The organism is Brevundimonas sp. (genome assembly GCF_004210735.1).
In the GTDB taxonomy this organism is placed as follows: Bacteria; Pseudomonadota; Alphaproteobacteria; order Caulobacterales; family Caulobacteraceae; genus Brevundimonas.
On sequence record NZ_SDZL01000006.1, the window covers coordinates 1 to 26,636 of the forward strand.

The 26,636-nt window shown below is 68.2% G+C and carries 25 protein-coding genes; 21 read left to right on the forward strand and 4 right to left on the reverse strand.

The genetic code is table 11. The annotated features are described in order from the left end of the window. Positions 1-240: 240 nt before the first annotated feature. The 11 genes from recQ (at position 241) to recF (ending at position 10,860) form a co-directional block, all read left to right on the forward strand. A complete protein-coding gene (gene recQ, locus EON91_RS02040; protein WP_292091258.1) occupies positions 241-2,112 on the forward strand; it encodes a DNA helicase RecQ in 1,872 nt (623 codons plus the stop codon). Positions 2,113-2,131: 19 nt separating this feature from the next. Next, positions 2,132-2,995, forward strand: coding sequence for a bifunctional DNA-formamidopyrimidine glycosylase/DNA-(apurinic or apyrimidinic site) lyase (gene mutM / locus EON91_RS02045; RefSeq protein ID WP_292091259.1), 864 nt, complete (start codon positions 2,132-2,134; stop codon positions 2,993-2,995). Between the two features lie 123 nt (positions 2,996-3,118). Next, a complete protein-coding gene (locus tag EON91_RS02050) occupies positions 3,119-3,658 on the forward strand; it encodes a DUF1697 domain-containing protein (protein ID WP_292091261.1) in 540 nt (179 codons plus the stop codon). A 5-nt stretch (positions 3,659-3,663) separates the two neighbouring features. Then, positions 3,664-4,107 carry a hypothetical protein gene (locus tag EON91_RS02055; protein WP_292091263.1) on the forward strand — a complete coding sequence of 148 codons (444 nt, stop codon included), beginning with the start codon at positions 3,664-3,666 and terminating at the stop codon, positions 4,105-4,107. Between the two features lie 60 nt (positions 4,108-4,167). Continuing rightward, positions 4,168-4,956: an enoyl-CoA hydratase-related protein gene (locus EON91_RS02060; RefSeq protein ID WP_292091264.1), complete on the forward strand. Its 789-nt coding sequence runs from the start codon at positions 4,168-4,170 to the stop codon at positions 4,954-4,956. Further along, positions 4,953-5,237 carry a hypothetical protein gene (locus EON91_RS02065; protein ID WP_292091265.1) on the forward strand — a complete coding sequence of 95 codons (285 nt, stop codon included), beginning with the start codon at positions 4,953-4,955 and terminating at the stop codon, positions 5,235-5,237. Before EON91_RS02060 ends, EON91_RS02065 begins: the two co-directional genes overlap by 4 nt. A gap of 83 nt (positions 5,238-5,320) precedes the next feature. Further along, positions 5,321-5,590: a 30S ribosomal protein S20 gene (gene rpsT / locus EON91_RS02070; protein WP_292091266.1), complete on the forward strand. Its 270-nt coding sequence runs from the start codon at positions 5,321-5,323 to the stop codon at positions 5,588-5,590. 445 nt (positions 5,591-6,035) lie between these two features. Further along, the gene (gene dnaA, locus EON91_RS02075) at positions 6,036-7,499 is read left to right on the forward strand and encodes a chromosomal replication initiator protein DnaA (protein WP_292091267.1); all 1,464 of its coding nucleotides are present in this window, start codon (positions 6,036-6,038) and stop codon (positions 7,497-7,499) included. A gap of 323 nt (positions 7,500-7,822) precedes the next feature. Further along, the gene (dnaN, locus tag EON91_RS02080) at positions 7,823-8,941 is read left to right on the forward strand and encodes a DNA polymerase III subunit beta (protein ID WP_292091268.1); all 1,119 of its coding nucleotides are present in this window, start codon (positions 7,823-7,825) and stop codon (positions 8,939-8,941) included. 16 nt (positions 8,942-8,957) lie between these two features. Continuing rightward, on the forward strand, positions 8,958-9,731 hold the full coding sequence (locus EON91_RS02085; protein WP_292091269.1) for a hypothetical protein: 774 nt from the start codon (positions 8,958-8,960) through the stop codon (positions 9,729-9,731). Between the two features lie 10 nt (positions 9,732-9,741). After that, entirely contained in the window at positions 9,742-10,860 is a 1,119-nt protein-coding gene (gene recF / locus EON91_RS02090) for a DNA replication/repair protein RecF (RefSeq protein ID WP_292091270.1), read from the forward strand. A gap of 6 nt (positions 10,861-10,866) precedes the next feature. On the opposite strand, the gene EON91_RS02095 is transcribed toward recF, so the two are convergent. Beyond that, positions 10,867-11,538: a DUF1629 domain-containing protein gene (locus EON91_RS02095; RefSeq protein WP_292091272.1), complete on the reverse strand. Its 672-nt coding sequence runs from the start codon at positions 11,536-11,538 to the stop codon at positions 10,867-10,869. Next, complete coding sequence (locus tag EON91_RS02100; protein ID WP_292091273.1) at positions 11,531-12,217, reverse strand: DUF1629 domain-containing protein; 687 nt, start codon at positions 12,215-12,217, stop codon at positions 11,531-11,533. The genes EON91_RS02095 and EON91_RS02100 overlap by 8 nt, the downstream gene beginning before the upstream one ends. A gap of 209 nt (positions 12,218-12,426) precedes the next feature. Here EON91_RS02100 and gyrB point away from each other — a divergent pair, with 209 nt between their 5' ends. The 6 genes from gyrB (at position 12,427) to typA (ending at position 21,814) form a co-directional block, all read left to right on the forward strand. Beyond that, entirely contained in the window at positions 12,427-14,865 is a 2,439-nt protein-coding gene (gyrB, locus tag EON91_RS02105; protein WP_292091275.1) for a DNA topoisomerase (ATP-hydrolyzing) subunit B, read from the forward strand. Between the two features lie 122 nt (positions 14,866-14,987). Then, positions 14,988-15,704 carry a hypothetical protein gene (locus EON91_RS02110; RefSeq protein WP_292091277.1) on the forward strand — a complete coding sequence of 239 codons (717 nt, stop codon included), beginning with the start codon at positions 14,988-14,990 and terminating at the stop codon, positions 15,702-15,704. Between the two features lie 175 nt (positions 15,705-15,879). After that, positions 15,880-16,815 carry an alpha/beta hydrolase gene (locus EON91_RS02115; RefSeq protein WP_292091278.1) on the forward strand — a complete coding sequence of 312 codons (936 nt, stop codon included), beginning with the start codon at positions 15,880-15,882 and terminating at the stop codon, positions 16,813-16,815. 75 nt (positions 16,816-16,890) lie between these two features. Next, the gene (locus tag EON91_RS02120; RefSeq protein ID WP_292091280.1) at positions 16,891-18,936 is read left to right on the forward strand and encodes an oligopeptide transporter, OPT family; all 2,046 of its coding nucleotides are present in this window, start codon (positions 16,891-16,893) and stop codon (positions 18,934-18,936) included. A 91-nt stretch (positions 18,937-19,027) separates the two neighbouring features. Continuing rightward, on the forward strand, positions 19,028-19,789 hold the full coding sequence (locus tag EON91_RS02125; protein WP_292091281.1) for a hypothetical protein: 762 nt from the start codon (positions 19,028-19,030) through the stop codon (positions 19,787-19,789). A gap of 192 nt (positions 19,790-19,981) precedes the next feature. Next, positions 19,982-21,814: a translational GTPase TypA gene (gene typA, locus EON91_RS02130; protein WP_292091282.1), complete on the forward strand. Its 1,833-nt coding sequence runs from the start codon at positions 19,982-19,984 to the stop codon at positions 21,812-21,814. Positions 21,815-21,900: 86 nt separating this feature from the next. Here the strand turns inward: typA and EON91_RS02135 are convergent, their stop codons facing one another. Beyond that, positions 21,901-23,523 carry a GNAT family N-acetyltransferase gene (locus EON91_RS02135; RefSeq protein WP_292091283.1) on the reverse strand — a complete coding sequence of 541 codons (1,623 nt, stop codon included), beginning with the start codon at positions 23,521-23,523 and terminating at the stop codon, positions 21,901-21,903. 157 nt (positions 23,524-23,680) lie between these two features. Between EON91_RS02135 and EON91_RS02140 the strand changes: the two genes are divergently transcribed. Together EON91_RS02140 and EON91_RS02145 are read left to right on the forward strand one after the other, a co-directional pair. Further along, the gene (locus EON91_RS02140; RefSeq protein ID WP_292091284.1) at positions 23,681-24,250 is read left to right on the forward strand and encodes a hypothetical protein; all 570 of its coding nucleotides are present in this window, start codon (positions 23,681-23,683) and stop codon (positions 24,248-24,250) included. Between the two features lie 77 nt (positions 24,251-24,327). After that, positions 24,328-24,852 (forward strand): hypothetical protein, encoded by a 525-nt coding sequence (locus tag EON91_RS02145; RefSeq protein WP_292091285.1) that lies wholly within the window; start codon positions 24,328-24,330, stop codon positions 24,850-24,852. A gap of 68 nt (positions 24,853-24,920) precedes the next feature. Here the strand turns inward: EON91_RS02145 and EON91_RS02150 are convergent, their stop codons facing one another. After that, positions 24,921-25,160 (reverse strand): GlsB/YeaQ/YmgE family stress response membrane protein, encoded by a 240-nt coding sequence (locus EON91_RS02150; protein WP_292091287.1) that lies wholly within the window; start codon positions 25,158-25,160, stop codon positions 24,921-24,923. Positions 25,161-25,327: 167 nt separating this feature from the next. On the opposite strand from EON91_RS02150, the gene EON91_RS02155 reads away from it, so the two are divergent. Then, positions 25,328-25,708, forward strand: a complete 381-nt coding sequence (locus EON91_RS02155; protein ID WP_292091288.1) for a helix-turn-helix transcriptional regulator — start codon at positions 25,328-25,330, stop codon at positions 25,706-25,708. Between the two features lie 46 nt (positions 25,709-25,754). Then, complete coding sequence (gene hisN / locus EON91_RS02160; protein ID WP_292091290.1) at positions 25,755-26,540, forward strand: histidinol-phosphatase; 786 nt, start codon at positions 25,755-25,757, stop codon at positions 26,538-26,540. Positions 26,541-26,636 lie beyond the last annotated feature (96 nt).

Consider the following 26,636-nt stretch of genomic DNA (forward strand, 5'->3'; position numbering starts at 1 on the left):
GGTTTGGGGCGGGTTCTGACATGGCGCCGCGCCTCTCTCTCCCCGTCCCGGGGAGGGTGGTCGGAGCGAAGCGGAGACCGGGTGGGGAGGGCCAGGCGATGCTGGGCGCGGCGGATGTTCAGCCTTGCCGCCCCCACCCGGCGTCGCCCTGCGGGCTCAGCCACCCTCCCCGGGACGGGGAGGGAGAGGTTGCGCCTTCTGCTTATCGACACCCCGGAACGAATACGGCACAAGCCGCGCATGCCCTCCGACTCAAGCCCTGCCGCCCTGCCCGCTTCCGCGCGCATGGACGAGGCGCGTGCGCTGCTGGAGCGGGTGTGGGGCCATGCGGATTTCCGGGGCCTGCAGGCGGCGGTGATCGACGAGGTTCTGGCCGGGCGGGACGTCATGGCCGTGCTGCCGACCGGCGGGGGCAAGAGCGTCTGTTATCAGGCGCCCGCCATCCTGCGGCCCGGTGTCGGGCTGGTGGTGTCGCCGCTGATCGCGCTGATGACCGATCAGGTCGAGGCGCTGAAACAGCAGGGCGTGGCGGCCGCACGGCTGGATTCCGGGGTGTCGATGGACGACCGCTCGGCCATCTGGCGTCAGGCGCGGGCGGGCGAGCTGGACCTGTTATATGTCTCGCCCGAGGGGCTGGCGTCCGGCGCCATGCTGGACCGGCTGGGCGAGTTGCAGCTCAGCCTGATCGCCATCGACGAGGCGCACTGCGTCAGCCAATGGGGCCATGACTTCCGGCCGGACTATCGCACCTTGGGCCGACTGGCCGAACTGTTCCCCGGCGTGCCCCGGATCGCGGTGACGGCGACGGCCGACGCCCGGACGCGCGACGACATCGTCGCCTCGCTGCGGCTGGGCGAGGCGCGGGTGTTCGTCGACAGTTTCGCGCGCCCGAACCTGCAGCTGTCGGCCGAGCGCAAGATCAACGGTTCGCGCGCCCGCACCGACGCCGCCGTGATCGAACTGGTGCGCGAGCGGCGGGGCAAGTCGGGCGTCGTCTATTGCGGCAGCCGCGACGGCTGCGAGCGCGTGGCCCAGGCCCTGCGCGACGCCGGGACCAACGCCATCGCCTATCACGCGGGCATGGACGCGCGGGACCGCGACAAGCGGCTGGAACGGTTCCTGGCCGAGGACGGGGCGGTGATGGTGGCGACCATCGCCTTTGGCATGGGGGTGGACAAGCCGGACGTGCGCTTCGTCATCCACGCCGATCCGCCGGGGTCGCTGGAAGCCTATTGGCAGGAGATCGGCCGCGCCGGGCGCGACGGCGAACCGGCCGAGGGCATCACCCTGTACGGCCCGTCCGACATCGCCTGGAGCCTGCGCCGTCTGGAAGGGCGGCCGATGGCCGAAGAGGTCAAGGCGGTCCAGACGCGCAAGGTGCGCCAGCTGTTCGCCATGCTGGACGGCGCCGTGTGCCGCCCGCGGGCGGTGCGCCGCTATTTCGGCGAGACCGACGCCGGCCCGTGCGGCGTCTGCGACATCTGCGGCGATCCGCCCGTCACCTATGACGCCACCGTCCCGGCCCAGAAGGCGCTGGCGGCGGTGCAGCGGCTGGGCGAGCGGTTCGGACGTGGGCGGGTGATCGACCACCTGACCGGGCGGACCAAGGATGTGCAGCACTGGGAGACGGCGCTGTCGACCTGGGGCGTCGGGGCGGACCTGTCGCTGACCGGATGGCGCGACGTGATCGACCATCTGCTGTTCGAGGGGCTGCTGGTCGAGGACCCGAACGAGGGCAAGCCGATCATCCGCCTGGGCGATCCCGAGCCGGTGCGATCCGTCTATCGCCGCGAGCGGGTGGTCGAGGTGCGGCAGGCGCCGGTGCGCGTCGAGCTGGACAAGCCGCGCCGCAACGCCGGTCGCAACCTGGCGGCCGAGGCGCTGGATACCGATGTGCGCGCCCGGTTCGAGGTGCTGCGCGCCTGGCGCCGCGACCGCGCGGCCGAACAGCATGTGCCGCCCTATGTCATCTTCCAGGACAAGACGCTGGTCGAGATCGCCATGCGCGAGCCGCGCGATCTGGACACCCTGTCCCACGTCTCGGGCGTCGGGGCGGGCAAGCTGGACCGCTATGGCAAGAGCGTGCTGGAGGCGCTGGCGTCGGCGGGCTGAGGCCGCTATCGCTTGACCTATGCCTGAGCTTCCCGAGGTCGAGACGGTCCGGCGCGGCCTTGAACCCGTGCTGCAGGGGGCGCGGCTGACGCGGGTGCGCCAGAACCGGCCGGACCTGCGCTTTCCTTTCCCCGAGCGGTTCGTGGAGCGGCTGGAAGGCGCGACGGTGCTGCGGCTGGACCGGCGGGCCAAATATCTGCTGTTCCCCCTGTCGACCGGCGAGACCTGGGTCAGCCATCTGGGCATGACCGGGCGCTTCACCCTGGACGGCGCGCAGCTGGGCGAGTTCGAAGAGCCGGCGCCGATCGCGGGCAAGCACGAGCATATGAGCCTGTGCGCGGTGAAGGACGGCGCGGCCACGCGGGTGGGGTTCGCCGATGCGCGGCGCTTCGGCTTCATGGGCTTGATCCCCACCGAGGCGGTGGACGATCATCCGTGGTTCGCGGGACTGGGGCCCGAGCCGCTGGGTAACGGTTTTTCCGGCGCGCATCTGGGTGAGGCGCTGGCCGGGCGGAAGCAGAACATCAAGGTGTCCTTGCTCGATCAGCGGATCGTGGCGGGGCTGGGCAACATCTATGTGTGCGAGGCGCTGTATCGGGCGCGCATCTCGCCGCTGGTCGCCGCCGGAAAGGTGTCGCGGCCCCGGCTGGAGCGGCTGGCGACCGAGGTGGTGGCGGTGCTGCGCGACGCCATACAGGCGGGCGGCTCGACCCTGAAGGATTTCGCCAACGCCGAGGGCGGTCAGGGCTATTTCCAGCACCGCTTCGACGTCTATGGCCGCGAGGGCCAGCCGTGCCGGGGCGACGACTGCTCCGGCGTGGTCAAGCGGATCGTCCAGGGCGGACGGTCGACGTTTTACTGCCCCAGTTGCCAGAAGCGATGAGATTCAGTGGCGAGAGACGAGTGGCGAGTGGCGAGAAGCGGCCCGCGATCCGCGTCGCACTTGACCTGAAGCCACGACGCCCGCCTCCTGACCTCCTCGCCACTCATCACTCGCCACTTAGCCATGACCCAGCGCATCATCCTGTTTCGCGGCATGAACACCGGCGGGGTGCGGGCGCCGGTTGGCGAGCAACGGGCCATGGCCGAGGCGATGGGGTTGAAGAACCCGCGCACCCTGCTGGCCAGCGGCAATATGGTGGTCGAGAGCGACGCCGATCCGGCGATGCTGGAGGCGGACATCGAGGCGGCGATGGACAAGACCTTTGGCCTGAAGATCGCCGCCATGGTGCGGACGCCCCGGCAATGGGCGGCGCTGATCGCGAGCAATCCTTTCCGGGCGGAAGCCGAGGCGCACCCGGCCAGGGCGCTGGCCATGGTCATGAAAGACGGGATCAAACCCGGCGCGCTGGAGGCCTGTCGCGCGCTGGCCGAGGGCGGCGAGGCGGTCGAGGCGGGGGACGGGGTATTGTATTTCTGGTTCCCGAACGGACAGGGCCAGTCGGGCATCTTCAAGAAGGCGACGCCGCGGATGCTGGGCATGGGCACGGGCCGCAACTGGAATACGGTGCTGAAGCTGGCCGAAATGGCCGGTGCGGAGGTCTGACTCGCATGCGCAAGGTTCATCTGTGGATCAGCCTGATCGTCGGGATCGCCGTCTGGGGCGCCTATTTCGCGCACTTCGTTCAGGGCTTGCGAGCGGGCGAGACCGGCGGGCTGCTGTGGTGGTTTCTGGGGGCGCTGGTGGTGACGGTCGTGGCCGAGACGCTGGCCACCGGGGCGGTCGCCTGGCTGTTCCGGCGCCGGTCGCGGACGCTGGACGACGGGCCGACGTTGCAGGCGGCGCTGAAGGCCAGCCATGTGGCGCTGATGCTGCTGGTGGCGCTGGTGCTGGCGGCGGCGGGCGCCCTGGCGCTGGCGGCCGCCCTTGGCTGGAGCCTGGACCTGGGCGGCGCGCGGGGTCAGGTGATCGCGGCCAACGCCCTGCTGGCCATGGTGGTGATCGCGGAACTGACGCGCGCGGGGCTGACGCTGGCGCTACTGCCGCGGCGATAGCCACCTTTCGCGGGGATGCGCGGGTGGGTATGCAGATCGCATACGTAAGGAGCGCTCCCCATGGCCGACGCCTATGACACCCTGCTGATCGAACGCCACGCCGACTGCTATGCGGTGGTGACGCTGAACCGGCCGGAGGCCCTGAATGCGCTGAATTCGGCGCTGTTCGCGGATCTGGCGGCGTTTCTGGATGCGGTCGAGCATGACGACAACGTGCGCTGCCTGATCCTGACCGGGTCGGGGGACAAGGCGTTCGCGGCCGGCGCCGACATCAAGGAGATGGCGGACCAGACATACGCCCAGATGTATGCCGGCAATTTCTTCGCCCTGGGCCATGACCGGATCACGCGCTTCAGGAAGCCGATCATCGCGGCGGTCAACGGCTTTGCGCTGGGCGGCGGGTGCGAACTGGCCATGCTGTGCGACTTCATCGTCGCCTCGGACAAGGCCAAGTTCGGCCAGCCCGAGATCAATCTGGGCGTGGCGCCCGGCATCGGCGGCTCGCAGCGGCTGACGCGGCTGGTGGGCAAGGCCAAGGCCATGGACATGGTGCTGACTGCGCGGATGATGGACGCGGCGGAGGCTGAGCGCGCCGGTCTGGCGTCGCGCGTCGTGCCGCACGAGACCCTGCTGGACGAGGTCCGCAAGATCGCCGCGAAGATCGCTGCGCAAAGCCCGCTGGCCGTCATGGCCAACAAGGAGATGGTCAACGCCGCCCTGGAGACGACCCTGACCCAGGGCGTCCAGTTCGAACGCCGCCTGTTCCACAGCCTGTTCGCTTTCGAGGACCAGAAGGAAGGGATGGCGGCCTTCGTCGAAAAGCGGAAGCCGAACTTCACGGGCAAATGAGCGGGATCGAGGACGATTGGCGCTATCAGAACGCGAAGGATCTGCGTGGGCAGGCCTTCGCGTTCAAGGCCTATCGCGCCTATAGCCCGGAGTGGACCCACGATCACTGCGCGGCCTGCATGATCGAGTTGGCTGAGGTGGAAACCGTGCCCGACGCCTTGCATGAAGGTTGGGCGATTTCCGCCGCCTATGAGCATGGCGAAGCGTATGAGTGGGTGTGCGCCGAGTGCTTCGAGCGTTTGGAGACGACTCTGACGTGGACTCGCGTTGACCCCTCCTGAGCTTTCGGCTATAGCCGCGCGCTCTTGAGATTTCCGCGCCGTGGACGTGTGGTCTGCGGCGTTTTCGTTCGAAGGTTTGACTGATGGCTAACAATGCCGGCGCCCGCAAGGCGATCCGCAAGATCGAAGCGCGGACCGAAGTGAACAAGGCCCGTCGCACCCGCGTGCGCACCTATCTGCGCAAGTTCCAGGAAGCGATCACCGGCGGCGACGCCGAGACCGCCAAGGCCGCCTTCGTGACGGCCCAGTCGGAACTGATGCGCGCCGTGTCCAAGGGCGTGGTTCACAAGAACACCGGCTCGCGCAAGGTGAGCCGTCTGGCCGCCCAGCTGAAGAAGCTGTCGGCCGCGTAATCGCGACGGTTACGGATGGCCCGTTACCGGGCCGTCACGCGAAATACGAGTGATTTCAACGGCGAGGGCGCGCAAGCTCCCTCGCCGTTCGCACGTCCGCTTGCAAGTCCCCAAGCGGGATTCCGGGCTCTCCCGAACGGCGAATTTCACATTTTCCCAAGCCGGGTTGAGCTTTAGCGGAGTCAACAAATTTAACTGCCGAATCGTCAACGAATCAGCGTTGACCCGGCCCGTCCCAAGCGTAAGTTTCGGGCTCTAACGCACTTCCATCCCCACACGGATGAAGACGGCGCGAAGGCTGTTTCGCGTCGGCGGGAGACGTCTGATCTCGAGGTCGACCCCACCTGGAAAGCACCGCTTTTCGGGGCAGGAGAAGTCGTCCCAACGGTCCGGCGGCTTTGAAGGGCGTCAGGTTCGGTGGATGACAAAAGCGGGTGGCTTAACGATGGCTGGGGGCTTGGCGATGGCGGGTATGACGGATCCTGATCACATCTGGAGCGAGGCGGCCGGTCGGCTGCGCGCAGAGATCGGGGAAGGTCCGTTCAGCAGCTATATCGCCCCCTCGGCGGTGCGGATCGACAGCGCCGGCAACCTGATCCTGGTGACGCCGACCGCCTATGCCCGCGACTGGGTGCGCAAGAACGCCCTGCGCCGCATGAACGAGCTGTGGCTGGGCCTGGACGGCCTGTCGCGCCGTCTGGACGTGCGCTGCCGCGCCGAGGTGGGATCGATCCCGCCGGCCTCGGCCATGGCCGCCAATCCCGGCCTGCAATCCGCGCCCCGTTTCAACGCCCCGTCGATGGCCAGTCCGTCCGCAGCCGCTACGCCGACCTTCGCCCCGGTGACCGACGGCGACCGCGCCGTGCGCGCCGCCGGCCTGCAGGACCGGCTGACGTTCGACACCTTCGTCGAGGGCCAGGGCAACGCCTTTGCGCTGGCCATCGCCAGACAGGTCGCGACCTGGGCCGACGGCCATTTCAACCCGGTCTTCTTCTGCGGCCCCTATGGCTATGGAAAGACGCACCTGCTGAACGCCATCGCCTGGGAGGCGCAGCGCCTGCGCCCCGACGCCAAGGTGATCTACCTGACCGCCGAACGTTTCCTGTCGACCTTCGTCAAGGCGATGCAGGACCGCCAGACCGCCGCCTTCAAGGAAAGCCTGCGCTCGGCCGACATGCTGCTGCTGGACGACGTCCAGTTCGTGGGCGGCAAGGCCAGCACGCAGGAAGAACTGCTGTCGACGCTGACCGCCCTGATGGGCGAGGGCAAGCGCATCATCCTGTCGGCCGACCGCGCGCCGATGGCCCTGACCGAGGTCGAGCCGCGCCTGCGCAGCCACCTGGCCGCCGGCCTGACCTGCCCGGTCGAGCCCGCCGACCGCGCGCTGAAGACCGCCGTGGCCCGCAACCGGCTTGAGACCCTGGCCGGCCTGGGCGTCGTCACCGGCGAGGCGCGGACCGAGGTGATCGAGCATCTGGTGGACCGCACCCCCGGTTCGGTGCGCGAATTGGAAGGCGCCGTGAACACCCTGGCCGCCGTGGCCGGGCCGCGCCTGGCCTCGATTTCGGTCGAGGAGATCCAGACCCTGCTGGGCGCCGCCCTGCGCTCGGGCCCCGAACGCCGCATCACCGTGGACGAGATCCAGAAGACGGTGGCCGACCACTTCAGCCTGAAACAGGCCGACCTGCTGAGCGAGCGCCGCACCCGGTCGGTCGCCCGCCCGCGCCAGATCGCCATGTATCTGTGCAAGCAGCACACGACCCGCTCCTATCCCGACATCGGCCGTCGCTTCGGCGGCCGCGACCACACCACCGTCCTGCACGGCGTCCGCAAGATCGAGGAGCTGATGCCCAAGGAAGAACAGATCGCCCGCGACGTGGAGGCCCTGACGCGCAAACTGCGCGGCTAGGGTCGGACCGAGGCGCAGCGTCTCTCCCTCCCCGCCCCGGGGAGGGTGGCTGAGCCCGCAGGGCGAAGCCGGGTGGGGGCGGCAAGGCTGAGCATCAGCCGCGCCCGGCATCGCCTGGCCCGCCCCACCCGGTCTTCGCTTCGCTGCGACCACCCTCCCCGGGACGGGGAGGGAGAAATTTGTGCTCAGGTTGGCCCGACTTATCCCCGCGCCACTGGCGACTATCCCCCTGCCCCTTCCTTGCTCCCGGCGCGCAATCCGCTAGTGTCCAAGGCCCTCTATTCGCGGTGACGCCCTGAGTCGCCGACGCCCGGGCGAGACATATGCAGCTGACCATCGAACGTTCCGCGCTCCTGAAGGCCCTGGGCCATGTTCAGAGCGTGGTCGAGCGTCGCAACACCATTCCGATCTTGTCCAACGTGCTGTTGAGCGCCGGCCGCGACAAGCTGGCCTTCGCCGCGACCGACCTGGACATGGAGATGGTCGACGAGGCCGAGGCGACCGTGCAGGTCGAGGGCCAGATCACCGCCCCCGCCCACACCCTGTATGAGATCGTCCGCAAGCTGCCGGACGGCGCCGAGGTCAGCCTGGCCTATAACGGCGACGATCCCCGGCTGGTGGTCTCGGCGGGCCGGTCGAAGTTCAACCTGCCGGTCCTGCCGTCAGGCGACTTCCCGGTCATGTCGACGGACACCACGGGCGCCCGCTTCTCGGTATCAAAGGAAGATCTGGCGCGGCTGATCGACAAAACCCGCTTCGCCGTCTCGACCGAAGAGACGCGCTACTATCTGAACGGCCTGTATCTGCACACGGTGGCCGAGGGCGGCGTTCCGCTGCTGCGCGCCGTGGCGACCGACGGTCACCGCCTGGCCCTGGCCGAGACCCCGGCGCCGGAAGGCGCGGCGGGCGGCCCCGGCGTCATCGTGCCGCGCAAGACAGTGGATCAGGTTCGCCGCCTGCTGGACGACGGCTCGGGCGAGGTCCAGGTGCAGGTCAGCGCCCAGAAGATCCGTTTCGAATTCGGCCACGCCAGCCTGACGTCCAAGGTCATCGACGGCGCCTTCCCCGACTATCTGCGCGTCATTCCGCGCGGCAATGACAAACAGGCCGACATCGACAACGCCGTCTTCGCCTCGGCCGTCGACCGGGTGGCCACCATCTCGGCCGAAAAGAGCCGCTCGGTGAAGCTGGCCTTCGACAACGACCGGGTGAAGCTGACCGTCCGCAACATGGAAGCCGGTCAGGCCGAGGAAGAGGTCGAGATCGGCTATTCCGAAGAGCCGTTCGAGATCGGCTTCAACGCCCGCTATCTGCTGGACGTCGCCGGCCAGATCACCGGCGAGACGGCGCATTTCAAATTCGCCGACCCCGCCAGCCCGACCCTGGTGCTCGATCCGGGCGATCCGGGCGTGCAGTATGTGCTGATGCCGCTGCGGGTGTAGGCGGTTCGAACCAGACATGATCAAGCCCTCGACACGGCCTGCCGCAGCTTTGATACGGGCGTCGGCATTGGCCGTCATGCTTGCCTGCGCGGCATGCGGACCTTCATCCGACGTCGATGCGCAATCCGGTCCGGCCTCGACGGGAGGCGGAGCCGATACCAACCCTCTGGATCAGATGGCCGGTGTCGAAAGCCTCGGCTGGCTGACCACGCTGAATGACTTGTACCCGGACGAGTACAGCAGATTGGGCGCCGTGGTTGATCACGAGGTCGGCAGCGGTTCAGACGTGGTCGCGGCCCGCACGACGCTGATGGAGGCGTTTCTCCCGTTCATGGCGAAGCGAAAGCGTTCGTTACGATCGGCAGCCGACGAACTCCTGGTGGATTATTTGCGGCTCAACCTTGCCGCGCTTGAACATCTGAAGACCGAGAACCCGCAGGCGTGCGTGGAGATTGCCCAGGGCAAGCTGGATCCTTCGACGCAACTTAGCCAAACGGCGTGGACCAAGACGTCAGAGGCGACCGCGCAGCTTCTGAAAGCGGCTCATGGAGCGGAAGCATCGCCCGTGGCCCGCCCGGACCCCACCTTAACGGCGGAAGAGCAGCACAAATGGTTTGTGGAAATCGGGAACGCCGGCGCTACGCGACGGACGGCGGAACTGCTTCGTGATCCGGCGGCCGCTGCGCGCGCCTCGGCTGACGAACTATGTCAGGTTCGCATCCTCCTGATGAAGGGCGCGCTTCTATCTCCTCCCGAGACGGCGGCCAAAATCGTTCTCGCGGCCGGGTAGCCGACGTGCGTTGATCACCACCCTCACCCTTACCGACTTCCGCTCCTACGCCGCCGCATCCCTGACCGTGTCGGGTGGGGCGGTGGTGCTGCATGGGCCGAACGGGGCGGGGAAGACGAACCTGCTGGAGGCGATCAGCCTGCTGACCCCCGGCAAGGGGCTGCGCGGGGCGACGGCTCAGGAGATGGGACGGCGCGAGCCGGGCGAGGCCGTGGGCCGCGCCTGGGCCGTGGCGGTGACGCTGGACGGGCCAGACGGCGAGACCCGACTGGGCACCGGTGTACAGACGGCGGGCGCGGCGCGGCGCATCGTGCGCATCGACGGCGAGACGGCGCCGCCGGGGCGGCTGCTGGACCATTTGCGGCCAGTGTGGGCGACGCCCGAACAGGACCGGCTGTTTTCCGACGCGCGAGCCGAACGATTGCGCTTCTTCGACCGGCTGGTGTTCGCGGCGAACCCGGACCATGCGGCGACGGTCTCGACCTATGAGAAGGCGCTGCGGGAACGGCTGCGGCTGCTGACGGACCAGACGCGGCCGGCCGACCCCCTGTGGCTGGATGCGCTGGAGGCGCGGCTGTCCGAGGCGGGCGCCCGCGCGGCCGTGGCGCGTACCGCGGCCCTGGGGGCCTTGCAGGCAGGCATCGACGCGCGGGGCGACCGCCCCTTCCCCCAGGCCGATCTGGGCCTGACCGGCGAGGCCGAGGCCATGGCGGCGGCGGGCGCGGACGAGACAGACATCGTCAGCCTGCTGGGCGAAGGGTTCGTGCGGGCGCGGGCGCGCGACGCGGCGGCGGGACGCAGCCTGTTCGGGCCCCATCGCTCCGACCTGACCGCCCTGCACCGGGAAAAGAACCGGCCCGCCGCCGAGGGATCGTCGGGCGAGCAGAAGGCGTTGGTGCTGAACCTGATCCTGGCCCAGATCGGGCGGCTGGCGGATCAGCCCACCCAGCCCGTGCTGCTGCTGGACGAGGCGCCGGCCCACCTGGACGAAACCCGCCGCGCCGCCCTGTTCGACGAGATCGAGGCGACGGGTCTGCAGGCCTTCATGACCGGCACCGAACGTGGTCTGTTCGCGGCGCTGGAGGGACGGGCGCAGTTCGTCGAGATCGCTGGCGGCCGGATTCGGTGACGCCGCCTATCGCTTGACCCAATCGTCCTTGGGAATAGGGGAAAGCCACTCGTCGCCGAAATCCTTGGCGAAGCAGAACATCCCGCCCTCGTGGTCGTCGTCGATGATGGCCTGGGCCAAAACCGTGTCGATCAGGATGAGGTCGGGATGACGGGCGGCGCGGAAGAAGCGCGCACTGGGCGGAAAGCCCGCAGGGTCCAGAACCAGGTGTCTGATCCGCATATAGTTTTCAGGACAGATCGCGCTGCGGCGCCCCTCTGTCTTGTCGATGTCGATACATTCCGTCGCCAGCAGGGGATGGGCGATGAAATAGGGAAGGATCTGCTCGGCCCGCTTTACATGGATGGGCAGGAATTCGACCTCGTCCGCGCTGAGTTCGCGCTCCAGAAACGCCTTGAGGCGGGGCGAGACCACGATCCAGCCGAAGACGTTCGGCAGCAGGTCCGTCATCCGGCCGCCGTAGCCGACGTACGGGTTGAAGGGGCTGGGTCGATAATTCTTGGGCGGCGGCGTGGGGTCCCAGGTCGGGATCACCAGATCGCGCGGAAACCAGTCGGCGCAGGAGCCTGCCTCGCGCAGCCTGTAGCCCTGTCCGTCCAGCGCGGGAATGCGATCGGGCAGCAGACGGGCGATGGTGTCGTCGTCGTCCTCGTCCAGCCAGCATACGAAGTCAGTCATCGGTTCTGTATTTCGCCTGTTCGGCCAGTTCGGCCTCGGTCGGGCACCACGGATCGCCGAAGTCTTCGGGAAAGCAGAACAGGCCGCCCTCGTGATCGTCGTCGACGATGGCCTGAGCCAGATCGCGGTCGATCAGCACCAGATCGGGATGCCGCGCCGCGCGGAAGAAGCGGACCCCGGCGGGGATTCTCTTCGGGTCGAGCACCAGGGTCTTCAGAGCAAAGTAGGAGCCCTTCAGGATGGAGCTCATCATCCCCTCGCTCTTTTCCATGTCGATGCAATCGGCGGCGATTAGCGGATGGGCGATGAAATAGGGCAGGACCTGTTCCGCCCGTCTGACGTGGATGGGCAGGAACTCGATCTCGTCAGGCCGCAGCGCGCCCTCCAGCAGGGTCTTCAGCCTGGGCGACACGACCCGCCAGCCAAAGGCGTTCGGCAGGATGTCGACCATGCGCTCGCCGCGCCCGGCGTAGGGGTCCATCAGCAGGGGGGTGCGATAGCCCTTCGGCCGCGGCTGGGGGTCCCAGGTCGGGATCACCAGATCGCGCGGAAACCAGTCGGCGCAGGACCCGCCCTCGCCCAGTTTGTAGCCCCGTCGGTCCAGCGCCGGGATGCGGTCGGGCAGCAGGTGGGCGAACGAAAGATCCTCGTCGTCGTCGAGCCAGCAAATGAGTTCCATGGGCCGCTCCCTAGCCCGTGCGGGTCGCAGATGCGCCTGCGTGCTACGAAGAAGCGACGAGGGGAGCGGGACGCAGGGTTTCACTCGCTTTTTCCGCCGAATTTCCTATATGTTGCAGGCTTCGTCGCGGGCCTTGGCCGGCGTCGATTCGGGCGGTCCGTGCGGCCGTTCCTTCCCTGTCCCGACCGGGACCCTGAGCCGACGTTTTCATGACCGAACAGACTGACGCCTCGCCGGAATACGGCGCCGATTCCATCAAGGTTCTCAAAGGCCTGGACGCCGTGCGGAAACGCCCCGGCATGTATATCGGCGACACGGACGACGGCTCGGGCCTGCACCACATGGTCTATGAGGTGGTCGACAACGCCATCGACGAGGCGCTGGCCGGTCACGCCGACCTGGTGCAGGTGATCCTGAACGAGGACGGCAGCGTCACCGTGACCGACAACGGCCGCGGCATTCCGACCGGTATCCACGAGGGCGAAGGCGTCTCGGCGGCCGAGGTCATCATGACCCAGCTGCACGCCGGCGGTAAGTTCGACCAGAACTCGTACAAGGTGTCCGGCGGTCTGCACGGCGTGGGCGTGTCGGTGGTCAACGCCCTGTCGGACTATCTGGAACTGGTCATCTATCGCGAGGGCAAGAAGCACCACATGCGCTTCGAGCGCGGCGACACGGTCAAGTCGCTGGAAGTCGTGGGCGACGCGCCGATCCGCACCGAGGGCGACAAGGCCGGACAGCCGCTGAGCGGCACCGAAGTGACCTTCTATCCGTCCGTCACGACGTTCTCGCACATCGATTTCGACCTGAAGACGCTGGAGCACCGGCTACGCGAGTTGGCCTTCCTGAACTCGGGCGTGGTCATCAAGCTGTCGGATCATCGCGGCGCCGAGCCGGTCGAGATCATGCTGCACTATGAGGGCGGCGTCGAAGCCTTCGTGCGCCACCTGGACAAGTCCAAGACCCCGCTGCTGAAGGACGTCATCGTCATTCGCGGCAAGAAGGAAGGGATCGAGCTGGACCTGGCCCTGTGGTGGAACGACAGCTACCACGAGACCATGCTGTGCTTCACCAACAACATCCCGCAGCGGGATGGGGGCACCCACCTGTCGGCCTTCCGCGCGTCGCTGACGCGGGTCATGGGCGCCTATATCGAAAGCTCGGGCGCCGCGAAAAAAGAGAAGGTCGCCCCGACCGGCGAGGACGCCCGCGAAGGCCTGACCTGCGTCCTGTCGGTCAAGGTGCCGGATCCGAAATTCTCCAGCCAGACCAAGGACAAACTGGTTTCGTCAGAGGTGCGTCCGGCGGTCGAAAGCCTGTGTTCCGAGGGCCTGTCCCAGTGGTTCGAGGAGCATCCGGTCGAGGCCAAGATGATCGTCTCCAAGATCATCGAGGCGGCCTCTGCGCGCGAGGCGGCCCGCAAGGCGCGCGACCTGACCCGCCGCAAATCGGCGCTGGAAATCAGCAGCCTGCCGGGCAAGCTGGCCGACTGCCAGGAGCGCGATCCCGCCAAGTCCGAACTGTTCATCGTCGAGGGCGACAGCGCCGGCGGTTCGGCCAAACAGGCGCGCAACCGCGAGAACCAGGCGGTCCTGCCGCTACGGGGCAAGATCCTGAACGTCGAGCGGGCGCGGTTTGACCGGATGCTGTCGTCGGACACCATCGGCACCATGATCCTGGCGCTGGGGACCGGCATCGGGCGTGACGACTTCAACGCCGACAAGCTGCGCTATCACAAGATCATCCTGATGGCCGACGCCGACGTCGACGGCGCCCACATCCGCACCCTGCTGCTGACCTTCTTCTATCGTCAGATGCCGGAGCTGATCGAACGCGGTCACGTCTATATCGCCCAGCCGCCGCTCTATAAGGTCGAGAAGGGCAAGCAGCACCGCTACATCAAGGATCAGGCGGAAATGGACGCCTACCTGATTGAGGAAGGCTGCGCCGAGGCCGAGCTGGACTTCGCCGGTGGCGAGCGTCGCACCGGGCTGGACCTGCAGGCGCTGGTGCGCGAGGCCAAGGCCTTCAAGGCCGGGGTCGACCGCCTGTCGCAACGCGCGCCCGCCTTCGCCATCGAACAGGCCGCCCTGGCGGGTCTGTTCACCGACAGCGCCGGGGAATTGAGCGACCGCGCTGCCCGCGCAGCCGAACGCCTGGACCTGTACGCCGAAGAGGGCGACAGCGCCTGGACCGGCGAGCGGGGCGCCCAGGGCGGCGTCGTCTTCCAGCGCGTCCGCCGCGCCGTCAGCGAGACCATCGTGCTGGACGAGGTGATGGGCCGCTCGCTGGACGCCCGCCGTCTGGCCGAGCGCGCCGCCGCCTTCGAGGGCCTGTTCGATCGACCGGCCGTCTATCGCCGCAAGGACAAGTCGACCACCATCCGCGGCCCGGTCGACCTGCTGAACGCCGTGCTCGACGCCGGCAAGAAGGGCATCAAGATCCAGCGCTATAAAGGCCTGGGCGAGATGAACCCCGAACAGCTGTGGGAAACCACCCTGGATATCAACGCCCGCACCCTGCTGCAGGTCAACGTCGACCACCAGGAAGACGCCGACGACCTGTTCGCCAAGCTGATGGGCGACGTCGTCGAACCCCGCCGCGAATTCATCCAGGAAAACGCCCTGGACGCCGAGGTGGACGCGTAAAGGTGGACGGCTGCTGCTGCTGAACGTCCAAGGTTCGTCGCGCGACGAGCCGGTTTGGTCGAAGAATCCACAGGACGAAGGCGTCAGATGCAACCCTGAGAAGACATCTCAGGGAGGTCTTCGTGCATCGCTCCAGCTTGGTCATCTTGTTCAGTGTCTTGCTATGTTCGGAGGCGGCGGCCCAAAGCCGGTCGCCCAGCCGCGCCTATCAGGCCGAGTATCAGCGGGCGCAGAGCGCGCTGACGGCGCGCCAGGCGCGCGAGACGCGGGCGGAGGATCGGCGATGCCGCGCCGCGCTTGAGCCCAGCCGAGGCGACCGCATCCGCGCCGCCGCAGCGTCGGGTAATGCGGATATCGTCCGATCCGGCTTCCGCACCCAGTGCGAGGCGGCGCGCGACATGTTGCAGGGCAAGCATCTGGCGGAGTGGATGGAACTGGACGAAGCCTTCCGCGAAGGGCGGCCCTTGCCGGACTTGAGCCAGCCGGACGGCGAGGCCCCCGGTGACGAAGGACCCTCGGCCGAGGAGCGGGCGATCGCCCAGGCGCGCAAGGAACTGGAACAACGCATCAATGAAGAGCGTCGTCGCCTGGGTGAGTTGACCCAGTCCAGGGATGACAACGGCTCCTATCAGGCGTTGGAAAACGACATCGAGGCGGCCCAGCAACGGGTTTCGCAGGCGGAGGACGCCATGGTCAGCCATCTGCGTCAGCATGCGCCCGATGAAGTCGCGGCCTATGAATACGAGCGCTGGAACAACGCCAACCGACCCATGCAACGGATCGAAGACGTGCAGGACTTCGCGAGGCGCTATCGCGAGGAGGTCCGGGATCGCCGCTGAGGCGGTTTCCGCAGCCTTTCGCGTGGCGGCCGGCGCGACCGAAGCCCTGGACAGTGAGACCCGCCATCAACCGCGCGCGTGACGTCGTCGAGGTCGCCCCCTCATCACCGTAAGTTCAGATCCTCGTGAGGCGAGGCGCCGACGATTCGCCGTCTTCCTCAGCAAGGCTGGACGGATGAAGCTGTTTCTTACCCTGCTGACGGTGGCTCTGATGGGCGGTGGACCGGCCCTGGCGCAGTCGCGTCCACCCGCGGCCCCCGCCCCGGTTGCGGCTGCGGCGCCCTTTCAGTCCAGTCGGATCACGGTCGAAAGCCGCGGCCAGGGCCCTGATGTGATCCTGATCCCCGGTCTGGCCTCGACGGCCGAGGTATGGACCCGGACGGCCCAGCGTCTGGACGGGCGCTATCGGGTGCATCTGGTGTCGGTGAAGGGGTTCGGGCTGCTGCCCGCCGCCGACAACGGCACGGGCCCGCTGATCGGACCGGTGGCGGCCGAGGTGCGGCGCTACATCGCCAGCCAAGAGCTGGAGCGGCCGGCGCTGATCGGCCATTCGATGGGCGGTCTGGTGGCGCTGCGGGTCGCGGCCGACGGCGGGCCGCGCATCGGCCGGGTGATGACGGTGGATTCCTCGCCCTTCTTTCCGGCCCTGATCAACGCCGGCGCCACGGCAGGCGACGTCGAACCGGTGGCGCAGATCGCCTATCAGGCGCTGATGTTCCTGGGTGATGACGCGCTGAAGGCGCAGGGCGCCTGGGGGGCCGAACTGGGCGGAGCGGCCGATGGGCTGTTCGACAGCGTCGGCTGGCAGGGCGGCGACCGGCGCACCCTGGCGCAGGGCCTGTACGAGGTGATGACCGTCGATCTGCGCCACCGCCTGCCGGACATCAGCGCGCCGGTGACCGTGGTCTATGGCTGGGATCCCGATGACCGCTCGCCGCGCAGCCATGTCGAAAACCTGCTGCGGGCGGCCTATGCCTCCCTGCCCCGCCCCGCACGCTATGAGCCGATCCAGGGGGCGGAGCATATGGTGATGATCGACCAGCCCGGCCGCTTCATGGCGGCGGTCGACCGGTTCCTGACCGCACCGGCGCCGGTGCGCGCCGCGCCCTGATCAGATTCGGGCGCCGGGATCGCTGGACCGCGACCCGTTTCCGGGCTTACCTCTGGCGAAAATCGGGGAATTCCAATGACCGACAACACCACCGCCACGCCCGCAAAGCGGCTTGAGCTGACCCTGCGCGCCCTTGTGCTGGGCGCGCTGCTGGCCGTGGTCTTCACCGCCGCCAACACCTATCTGGGCCTCAAGGTCGGCCTGACCTTCGCCTCGGCCATTCCGGCGGCGGTCATTTCCATGGCCCTGCTGCGGGCGTTCAGGACCTCGACCATCTGGGAGAATATGACGGTCCAGACCGTCGCCTCGGTCGGCGGGGCCATGAGCTCGATCATCTTCGTCCTGCCCGGTCTGGTGATGATCGGCTGGTGGATGGAGTTCCCGATCTGGGAGTCGGTGGCCATCTGTGTGCTGGGCGGCGTGCTGGGGGTCACCTTCTCGATCCCGCTGCGTCGGGCCCTGGTGGTCAACGGCGGCCTGCCCTATCCCGAGGGGGTCGCCGCCGCCGAGGTGCTGAAGGTCGGCTCGCGCGGCGACGACCAGAGCGAGAGCGCCGTTCGTGAAAACAAGTCCGGCCTGTGGGTCGTGGTCTGGAGCGCGGTCGCCTCGGCCGGGTTCGCCTGGCTGTCGGCCGGACGCATCTTCGCCGCCGAAACCGCGCGCTTCTTCAAGCTGCCGGTCGCGCTGGGCGGCGGGGCCACAGGTCTGGGCTTCGGCATGCAGTTCGCCCTGCTGGGCGCCGGTCACCTGATCGGTCTGGCGGTGGGTCTGGCCCAGCTGTTCGGCCTGCTGATCGCCTGGCTGATCATCGTGCCGATCATGACTTCGCCCGACTATGTCACCTGGCTGCAGGGGATGGGCGTGGAGTCCGTCGCCGCCGGTCTGGCCGCCGCCTCGCCCGAGGAACTGGCCGTCGGCGTGTGGCGTAACGAGGTCCGCTTCATGGGCGCGGGCGTCATCGGGGTGGCCGCGATCTGGACCCTGATCAAGCTGGCCGGTCCGCTGGTGGGCGGCCTGACCTCGGCCCTGGTGGCCCAGGCCAAACGCAACAGCGGCGAAGTGCTGGACCGCACCGAGCAGGATATTCCGTTGGGCCTGATCGGCCTGCTGTCGGCGGCGGCCCTGGTGGGCATCGCCGGCGTCCTGACCATCTTCGCCCAGGGCGCGCCGGCCCTGGCCGGATCGACCGCCGTCCTGGTGCTGGGCGGTCTGGTCTATGTGATCCTGATCGGTTTCGCCGTGGCCGCCATCTGCGGCTACATGGCCGGGCTGATCGGGTCGTCCAACAGCCCGGTGTCGGGGGTGGGCATCCTGGCCATCGTCATCGCCTCGCTGCTGATGCTGGGGGTCATGGCGCTGACGGGCGTGCCGGCGGATCCGGCCTTTATCGCCTATGCCCTGATCGTCACCGCCGTGGTCTTCGCCGTCGCGGTCATCGCCAATGACAACCTGCAGGACCTGAAGACCGGTCAGTTGGTCGGCGCGACGCCGTGGCGTCAGCAGGCGGCCCTGATCGTCGGCGTCGGCGCCGGCGCTCTGGTGATCCCGTTCGTGCTGAACGCCCTGAACCGCGCCTTCGGTTTCGAGGGCGGCCCGGCGGGCATCGCGGCCGAGCCATTGGCTGCGCCCCAGGCCACCCTGATCTCGGCTCTGGCGCGCGGCGTCATCGGTGGCGATCTGAGGTGGGATCTGATCGGCATCGGCGCCCTGATCGGCGTCGGCGTCATCCTGCTGGACATGGCGTTGAACCGCGCGACCAATGGCCGGATGAAGCTGCCGCCGCTGGCCGTGGGCATCGGCTTCTACCTGCCGGCCGCCGTGACCACCATGCTGGTCATCGGCGCCGTGGCGGGCTGGATCTACGAAAAGGGCATGGCCAAGACGTCGTTCGCCGACGTCGGCCGCCGCATGGGCGTGCTGATGGCCTCGGGCCTGATCGTGGGCGAAAGCCTGTTCGGGGTGTTCAACGCGGGCGTCATCGGCGCGACCGAGAACGAGGCGCCCTTCGCCCTGATCCCGGCCGACAGCGGCTGGCCCGACATGCTGGCCGGGTTGGCTGTCTTCACCGTCGCGACCATTGCCCTTTACCGCTGGGTACGGAGTAAATCGGCAAAGGTCTGATCGACTACAGCCCTCGGGATCGATATCCTGTCCGTTGGCCCGGACCGCGATGCGCGACGGGCGGTCGGGGGATCGACTGGGGGGTCGAAAAATGGGGATTGGCGCACTGCAACGCCGGCTGGACGAGGCGACCTCGCTGGCTCCCGGCTCGGACTTCAGCCTGCGGGTGTTATGGGTGGCGCCGGTCGTTTGCCTGGGCGTTCTGCTGACCCTCGGCCTGGTCTTGCAGCCCTTCCCCGAGCTGTTTCGGCTGGTGATGCACAGCGAGGGCGGGGTGGTTGAAAACCTCGTCGTCATCCTGGCCCTGACCGGAGCGGTTATGGCCTTACGATTGGTGGGCGCGAGTGGGCAACCGGCCCTGCTGCGCCTGTGGTACGGGCTGTTCTTCCTGATGCTGGTGTTCCTGGCGGGCGAAGAGACCAGTTGGGGCCAGCACTGGTTCGGCTGGGCCACACCCGAAAGCTTCGCCGCCCTGAACGAGCAGGGGGAAACCAATCTGCACAATCTGCCCATCGACTGGATCGAGGACGCACCCAAGACGCTGGTCATCGTCACCATGATGCTGGCCGGCGGTCTGGCGCCCCTGTTCATCGCCTTTACGGGCTCGGGGCTGCACCTGCCGATGTGGTTGATGGCGATCTGGCCGTCGGCGGCCCTGTGGCCCACCACGGCGGTTTATGTCGGCCTTCGCATCGTCGAGCGGGGCATTGCGGCGACGATGGACGTGTCCAGCTGGGGACTGCACTTCCGGCCGTTGAGGGAGGGGATCGAGGTTTTTATCGCTCTGTTCCTGTTCCTTTATCTCTGGAGCCAGTGGAGGCGACTACGCGCAGCAAGGGCGGCTGCCGCCTGACCTCTGGTCCACCAGCGCTGCCCGTCCCTGTCGAGGTTCCACCGCCACAAGGGCGGCGCTTTCGGCCGCGCGCGCGGACCGGCTATGGCCTTTCGGCGCATCTGCCTGTAAGAGGCGCCGCTTCTCCCGCCTTTCCGCATCTTTGCAGCGGCCCGGACTTCCGTGGCCGAACACAGTCCGCCCGAGCCCGAAATGAACCTCCGTAACGTCGCCATCATCGCCCACGTTGACCACGGGAAAACCACCCTGGTCGACCAACTCCTGGCCCAGTCCGGCGTCTTCCGAGCCAATGAGGCGACGACCGAGCGCGCCATGGACTCCAACGACCAGGAGAAGGAACGGGGCATCACCATCCTGGCCAAATGCACCTCGGTGCTCTGGAACGGTGAAGCCGGCGAGACCCGGATCAACATCATCGACACCCCCGGCCACGCCGACTTCGGCGGCGAGGTCGAGCGGATCCTGGGCATGGTGGACGGCTGCGTCATCCTGGTCGACGCCGAAGAGGGCGTCATGCCCCAGACCAAATTCGTGCTGACAAAGGCGCTGAAGATGGGCCTGCGCCCCATCCTGTGCATCAACAAGGTGGACCGCGCCCACGCCGACCCGGACCGCGTCCACAACGAGACCTTCGACCTGTTCGCCGCCATCGGCGCGACCGACGAGCAGCTGGACTTCCCGCACATCTACGCCTCGGGCCGCAACGGCTGGGCGACGCTGGACCTGAACCAGCCCAACGACAACCTGGCGCCGCTGTTCGACCTGATCGTGCGCCACGTGCCGCCGCCCGCCGTCCAGGCCAACAAGGACAAGCCGTTCCGCATGCTGGACGTGCTCATCGAAAGCGATCCGTTCCTGGGCCGCCTGCTGACCGGCCGGATCGAGAGCGGCAAGGCCATCCCCGGCATGGCCATCCACGCCCTTGACCGCGACGGCAAGGAAATCGAACGCGGCCGCATCACCAAGGTCCTGGCCTTCCGCGGCCTGAAGCGTCAGGCCCTGGACGAGGGTTCGGAAGCGGGCGACATCGTCGCCATCGCCGGCATGTCCAAGGCGACCGTGGCCGACACCCTTTGCGCCATGGAAGTCACCGAGCCGCTGGACGCCCAGCCGATCGATCCGCCGACCATCTCGATGACCGTTTCGGTCAACGACAGCCCGCTGGCCGGACGTGAAGGCGACAAGGTCCAGTCGCGCGTAATCCGTGACCGCCTGCTCAAGGAAGCCGAGGCCAACGTCGCCATCCGCGTGACCACGACCGAAGGCGGCGACGCCTATGAGGTCGCGGGTCGGGGCGAACTGCAACTGGGCGTGCTGATCGAGAACATGCGCCGCGAAGGCTTCGAGGTTTCGATCTCGCGTCCGCGCGTGGTGTTCCAGGAAGGCGAGAACGGCGAGAAGATGGAGCCCATCGAAGACGTCATGATCGACGTCGACGACGAGTTCTCGGGCATCGTCATCGAGAAGCTGTCGGCCCGTAAGGCCGAAATGACCGACATGGGCCCGTCGGGCGCCGGCAAGACCCGCATCAGCCTGAAGGCGCCGTCGCGCTCGCTGATCGGCTATCAGGGCGAGTTCCTGACCGACACGCGCGGCTCGGGCGTGCTGAACCGCGTGTTCAGCCACTACGAAGGCTACAAGGGCGCCATTGCGGGCCGTCTGAAAGGCGTGCTGATCTCGAACTCGGATGGCGACACGGCGGCCTTCGCCCTGTGGAACCTGGAAGATCGCGGCGTCATGTTCGTCGGCGCCGGCGAAAAGACCTACCAGGGCATGATCATCGGCGAGAACGCGCGCTGGGACGACCTGGACGTCAACCCGATCAAGGGCAAGCAACTGACCAACGTCCGCGCCTCGGGCAAGGACGAGGCCGTGCGCCTGACCCCGCCGCGCCAGATGTCGCTGGAACAGGCCATCGCCTATATCGACGACGACGAACTGGTCGAGGTCACGCCCAAGTCCATCCGCCTGCGCAAGCAGACGCTGAACCCCTCGTTCCGCAAGAAGCGCGTCCGTCCGGAGTAAGGGTTTCAACCTGACGAAATGAAGAAGGCGATCCGCGAGGGTCGCCTTTCTTTTTGGCTGCTTTCACATTTGACCTGGCTTCGCCCTTACCTTCTCAGTCCCAGCAGCCCTGCCCAACCGCCGCTGGTCAGCAGGGCGACATCCAGCAGGGCGAGGGCCAGCGGCGTGGTGGCGGGCGCGGCGATGAAGGTCGGGCGCCAGTCGGGGCTGAACTTGGCCTTGTAGGCGCGCAGGCCCGAAAAGCCGTACAGCGCGCCGCCTTCGTCAAACACCAGGGCGCCCACCCGCGCGAAGATGGGGGCCATTCGCCGGTTCTCCAACCCCGCCAGCGGGGCGGCGCCAAGGCCGAGCACGCGGAAGCCCTGATCGCGCGCCCATTCCATGACCCTGACGAACAGATAGTCCATCACCCCCGGCGGCGCGTCGAGGCGATGCCGCATGAGGTCGACCTCCAGTTCATCCCCGGCGACCAGAAGATTGGCGAAGGCGACGATCCGCCCCTCGACTCGCACGACCGCCAGCGGACCCTGATCCAGATGGTCCGGATCGAACCAGCCCATGGAAAAGGTCTTCTCCGCCCCTTGATGGGCCCGCAGCCATAGGTCGGAGACCGTCTTCAGCGCGTCGATGTTTGCGGCAGCGGACCCGGGCGGCATGACTTCGAACGTCGCGCCTTCGCGTTCGGCGCGGCTGACGGCGGTGCGCAAATTCTGGCGGGAACGGCCGGACAGGGTGAAGGCGCCCAGAGGAACCACGGCGGATTCGCCCACCTTGCGGACCGCCAGACCCATGGTGGCCAGATCGCCCAGCAGCCCCTCGCCCACGCTGTAGAAGACGGCGGCGGCGCCGTAGCTGTCGGCCGTTTCGGCGAAGCTCCAGAGCAGTTCGCGACGCTCGCTCTTCAAGCCGACAGGCTCGCCGAGGGCGATCCAGCGTCGGCCTCGCACGCGATAGGCGATGAAGCTGCGCCCGGACGGGCTGAACATCAGCGCCTTGTCGCCCAGCAGCCCCAGCCAAGCCCCCGGAGAGGCCCTGTCGGCGGACACCAAGGCGGCGCGGGCGCGCGCCAACTCGACCGGACCGGCCGGGCCGTGACTTCTGGCCCCCGGCGCCGTCAGCAGCGACCAGCCCGCCGCCAGCAGGGTCAGCACCGCCAGCCCGCCTGCCGCGCGCAGGAAGCCCGACACCTGCCGGTCCGTGACCAGCCGCCACCACAGGTCGTCGGTATAGGCCACGTCGCGATAGGCGAAGAACCCCAGCCACAGCAGGGCGACCACGGCCGCCAGCAACACCAGCAGCCAGCCCGGCCGCAGCGGCTCCAGCAGACGCGAACGGCGGATGAAGGCGCCCCGGCACGGCGCCAGCAGCACGGCCACGGCCGTCAGCTCCAGCGCCTCTTCCCAGTCCAGCCCCTTCAGCAACGAGAAGACCGCCCCGCCCATCAGCACCGCCAGCGCCGCCCAATATGCCCCTCGCCGCCGGCGCCACAGTCCGGCCGCCAGCACCAGCAGAACAAACCCCGTCACGCTGGCGGCGAAATGCGACAGGTCGATCAGCAGCGGCGGCGCCCACCTGCCCAGCGCCGTCAGCCGCCCCACGAAGGCCGGCGTCATGGCCGAGATCAGCACCAGAGCGCCCGCGACAAAGGTGGCCACGGCGAACACCTGCGGCGTCAGTTCATAGGCCAGGCCGCCCAGACGCCGGGCCACGCGCCGTCCGCCATCAATGGCAGCCTTGCTTTGATTGGGGCGGGCTTCGGTCAAATGCGGCTCTGACGGGGTCATTTCGGGGCGGGTGAAACAATGCCTTACGCAGCGTGTTCTTCACAACTGCGGGCGCAGGGACCCGTATAGCTAAGGCAATTCGATGATCCGCAAGACCACTCTTCTGGCTGGCGTCGCCGGCGCGCTGCTGATGACCGCCCCCGCCTTCGCCCAGGACACGCCTCCGGCGAGCGAAACCGCCCCGGCCGAAGCCCAGGCGACCCCCGCCGCCCCGCAACGCCTCGAACTGCAACCCGGCGCGACCGTGCGCGGGACCGACGGCGAACTGGGCAAGCTGGAAGGCGCGCGTCGCAACGATGCGGGTCAGCAGGAGCTGACGGTGCGCGGGGCCGATGGCCAGCTGCGCGCTGTTCCTCTTGCCGGCCTGAAGCAGGAAGGCGCGGATGTCGTGGTCGGCTGGACCACGGCCGAATATCAGGCGGCCCCGGCGATCACCGGCGAAGCCGCCGCCCCCGCGACGCCCGCGGCTCCGACTGCGCCGGCTGCCCCCGCTGCCCCGACCATGCCGGCGGATCCTTCGGTCCCCGCGGCCCCGGCTGAGCCGTCCGAAGCAGCGACCCCGCCGGCCCCGAGCGAAGCCGTTCCGCCCGCCGAACCGGCGGACCCGGTCACCGAGCCGACCGAGACAGAGACTGAATCCGAGCCTCAGTAAGGGCCATGAAGTCCAGGAAAGGGCGTCCCGTCGGGGCGCCCTTTTTCTTACTGCCAACGAAATCAGGGAGTGAAAACATGAAATCATCCATCCTCGTCATCGCCGCCGTGGCCTGCGCGACGGCCCTGCCCGCATCGGCCCAGGTGCTGGGCGGCAATGTCGGCGTCGGCGCCGCCGCCCAGGTCGGCGTCCCGGCGACCCAGCCGCTGACCGGCGCCGTCGGCCAGACCATCGGCGACGCCGGCCAGACCGCGCGCGACACCACCACCGACGTCGGCGCGACCACACGCGACGCCGTCGATGCGACCCTGAACGCCCAGGTCACGACGTCGGGCGACGCTTCGGTCCGGACCGAGCCGGGGCAGGCGTCCGCCGACCTCGACGTCTCGGCCGGGGCCATGGTCCACGGCGCCGACGGCGCGATGCTGGGCACGCTGGTGGGAACCACGCGCGACACGGCCGGACGTATCCAGGGCTTCGCCGTCCGCTCGGCCGACGGGGCGGTGAAGACGGTTCCCGCCACCGGCGCCCAGGTCCAGGGCGACGTGCTGGTCACCGGGTGGAGCGAGGCCCAGTTCAAGGCTGCGCCTGCCGCTGACTGATCACCCGACCGGCAAAAAGAAAGGGCGGCCCGTGGGGGCCGCCCTTTTTCGGTGGCTGAAGCGCCGCCTCAGCGACGCTTCACCAGACCCAGCAGGAACAGCAGGATCACGGCGCCGATGACGGCGACGATGGTCGATCCGATCCAGCCACCCCACGTAATGCCCATGGCGTTGGCCAGGAAGCCGCCGATCAGGGCGCCGATGACGCCGACGATCAGGTTGGTGATCAGGCCGTGGTTGCGGCCCATGATCTGTTCGGCGATCCAGCCGGCCAGAATACCGATGATGATCCAGGCGATAATGCCCATGGTTTGTCTCCTCCAGAAAGCTCAGCTCTTCCCAACAATGCGCCACCAGCGCTGCGGTTGCGTAGCTGCAAGGCTGGACGTTTCGTCTGGCAGGCGAGCGCGGCACGACGCTTGCCGCGTGACGGGCGAGCCGTCCCGCTTCGGGACGCCTTTTGGGGAATGGGGCCATGGCCACCGACATCGACCTTCACCTGGGACGTCGCCTGCGTCGTCGTCGTCGTCTGCTGGGTCTGACCCAGCAACAGCTGGCCGTTCAGGTCGGCATCCGCTTCCAGCAGATCCAGAAGTACGAGTGCGGCGCCAACCGCATCTCGGCCGCCCGCCTGTGGCAACTGGCCGAGGCGCTGGAGACGCCCGTCAGCTATTTCTATGACGGTCTGGCCGAAGCGATCGAGCGCAAGGAGAGCGCCAACAGCGGCGGCGAGATGTTTTCCCGCAAGGAAACCCTCGACCTGATCCAGGCCTATTACCAGCTGGGCGAGCGGCCGCGCCGGCGCCTGCTGGACCTGGCCAAGTCGCTGCACACGGACGGCGAGGTCGCGGCCTGACCGCTCAAGGGTGACTTGGGGGCGGCGCTTGCTGTAAGCCGCCCGCATGACCGAGCATGAAGCCTTCGCCGTCGAGCTGGCCCATGAAGCCGCGCGCGTGACCCTGCCCTTCTTCCGCGGCGTCAATGCGGAAGAGAACAAGGCCGGGCCCGGCGCCTTCGATCCGGTGACCGAGGCGGACCGCGCGGCCGAGGCGGCGATCCGCAAACGCATCGCCGAACGCTTCCCCGATCACGGCGTGGTGGGCGAGGAATACGGCGAGGACCGGCCCGACGCCGAACATGTCTGGGTGCTGGACCCCATCGACGGCACCCGCGCCTTCATCGCCGGCCTGCCGCTGTGGACCACGCTGATCGCCCTGCGCGTCGCGGGGCGGCCGCAGACCGGCGTGATCGCGCAGCCGTATCTGGACGAGATCTTTCTGGGCGGCCCGTCCGGCGCGCGCTTGCTGAAGGCCGGCGCCGAGACGCCGCTGAAGACCCGCGCCTGTCCCGATCTGACGGCGGCGATCATCTCGACCACCGATCCCGACATCTTCAACGGCGCCGAACTGGGCGCCTGGACCCAGGTGCGGGCCGCCGCGCGCCTGGCCCGCCTGGGCTGCGACGCCTATGCCTACGCCATGCTGGCGGCCGGACGGATCGACCTGGTGGCCGAAACCAGCCTGAAGCCGTGGGACTGGTCGGCGCTGGTCCCGGTGATCGAGGCGGCGGGCGGCGAAGTCACCAACTGGCGCGGCGAGGCGCCGGACGACACCGGCCAGATTCTGGCCGTCGGCGACGCCCGCCTGCGCCCCGAGGCGCTGGTGGCCCTGAAGCGGGCGGCGCTCTAGCCCTTCTCCCCTTGGGGGAGAAGGTGGCTTGCGGAGCAAGACGGATGAGGGGGCGGTCAGCCTCACCCTCGCCCTGAACCCGTCTGCCTGCCGACA

Excerpts from the sequence above, each read along its gene's own strand:
- EON91_RS02060 (WP_292091264.1), top strand. The coding sequence starts at position 4,168 with ATGGCCGACGCCTATGACACCCTGCTGATCGAACGCCACGCCGACTGC.
- EON91_RS02065 (WP_292091265.1), top strand. The coding sequence starts at position 4,953 with ATGAGCGGGATCGAGGACGATTGGCGCTATCAGAACGCGAAGGATCTG.
- dnaA (WP_292091267.1), top strand. The coding sequence starts at position 6,036 with ATGGCTGGGGGCTTGGCGATGGCGGGTATGACGGATCCTGATCACATC.
- EON91_RS02115 (WP_292091278.1), top strand. The coding sequence starts at position 15,880 with ATGAAGCTGTTTCTTACCCTGCTGACGGTGGCTCTGATGGGCGGTGGA.
- EON91_RS02055 (WP_292091263.1), top strand. The coding sequence starts at position 3,664 with ATGCGCAAGGTTCATCTGTGGATCAGCCTGATCGTCGGGATCGCCGTC.
- rpsT (WP_292091266.1), top strand. The coding sequence starts at position 5,321 with ATGGCTAACAATGCCGGCGCCCGCAAGGCGATCCGCAAGATCGAAGCG.
- EON91_RS02145 (WP_292091285.1), top strand. The coding sequence starts at position 24,328 with ATGAAATCATCCATCCTCGTCATCGCCGCCGTGGCCTGCGCGACGGCC.
- EON91_RS02085 (WP_292091269.1), top strand. The coding sequence starts at position 8,958 with ATGATCAAGCCCTCGACACGGCCTGCCGCAGCTTTGATACGGGCGTCG.
- EON91_RS02125 (WP_292091281.1), top strand. The coding sequence starts at position 19,028 with ATGGGGATTGGCGCACTGCAACGCCGGCTGGACGAGGCGACCTCGCTG.
- EON91_RS02155 (WP_292091288.1), top strand. The coding sequence starts at position 25,328 with ATGGCCACCGACATCGACCTTCACCTGGGACGTCGCCTGCGTCGTCGT.
- EON91_RS02150 (WP_292091287.1), bottom strand. The coding sequence starts at position 25,160 with ATGGGCATTATCGCCTGGATCATCATCGGTATTCTGGCCGGCTGGATC.
- hisN (WP_292091290.1), top strand. The coding sequence starts at position 25,755 with ATGACCGAGCATGAAGCCTTCGCCGTCGAGCTGGCCCATGAAGCCGCG.
- dnaN (WP_292091268.1), top strand. The coding sequence starts at position 7,823 with ATGCAGCTGACCATCGAACGTTCCGCGCTCCTGAAGGCCCTGGGCCAT.
- EON91_RS02095 (WP_292091272.1), bottom strand. The coding sequence starts at position 11,538 with ATGACTGACTTCGTATGCTGGCTGGACGAGGACGACGACGACACCATC.
- mutM (WP_292091259.1), top strand. The coding sequence starts at position 2,132 with ATGCCTGAGCTTCCCGAGGTCGAGACGGTCCGGCGCGGCCTTGAACCC.
- EON91_RS02120 (WP_292091280.1), top strand. The coding sequence starts at position 16,891 with ATGACCGACAACACCACCGCCACGCCCGCAAAGCGGCTTGAGCTGACC.
- recQ (WP_292091258.1), top strand. The coding sequence starts at position 241 with ATGCCCTCCGACTCAAGCCCTGCCGCCCTGCCCGCTTCCGCGCGCATG.
- EON91_RS02050 (WP_292091261.1), top strand. The coding sequence starts at position 3,119 with ATGACCCAGCGCATCATCCTGTTTCGCGGCATGAACACCGGCGGGGTG.
- EON91_RS02140 (WP_292091284.1), top strand. The coding sequence starts at position 23,681 with ATGATCCGCAAGACCACTCTTCTGGCTGGCGTCGCCGGCGCGCTGCTG.
- EON91_RS02100 (WP_292091273.1), bottom strand. The coding sequence starts at position 12,217 with ATGGAACTCATTTGCTGGCTCGACGACGACGAGGATCTTTCGTTCGCC.
- gyrB (WP_292091275.1), top strand. The coding sequence starts at position 12,427 with ATGACCGAACAGACTGACGCCTCGCCGGAATACGGCGCCGATTCCATC.
- typA (WP_292091282.1), top strand. The coding sequence starts at position 19,982 with ATGAACCTCCGTAACGTCGCCATCATCGCCCACGTTGACCACGGGAAA.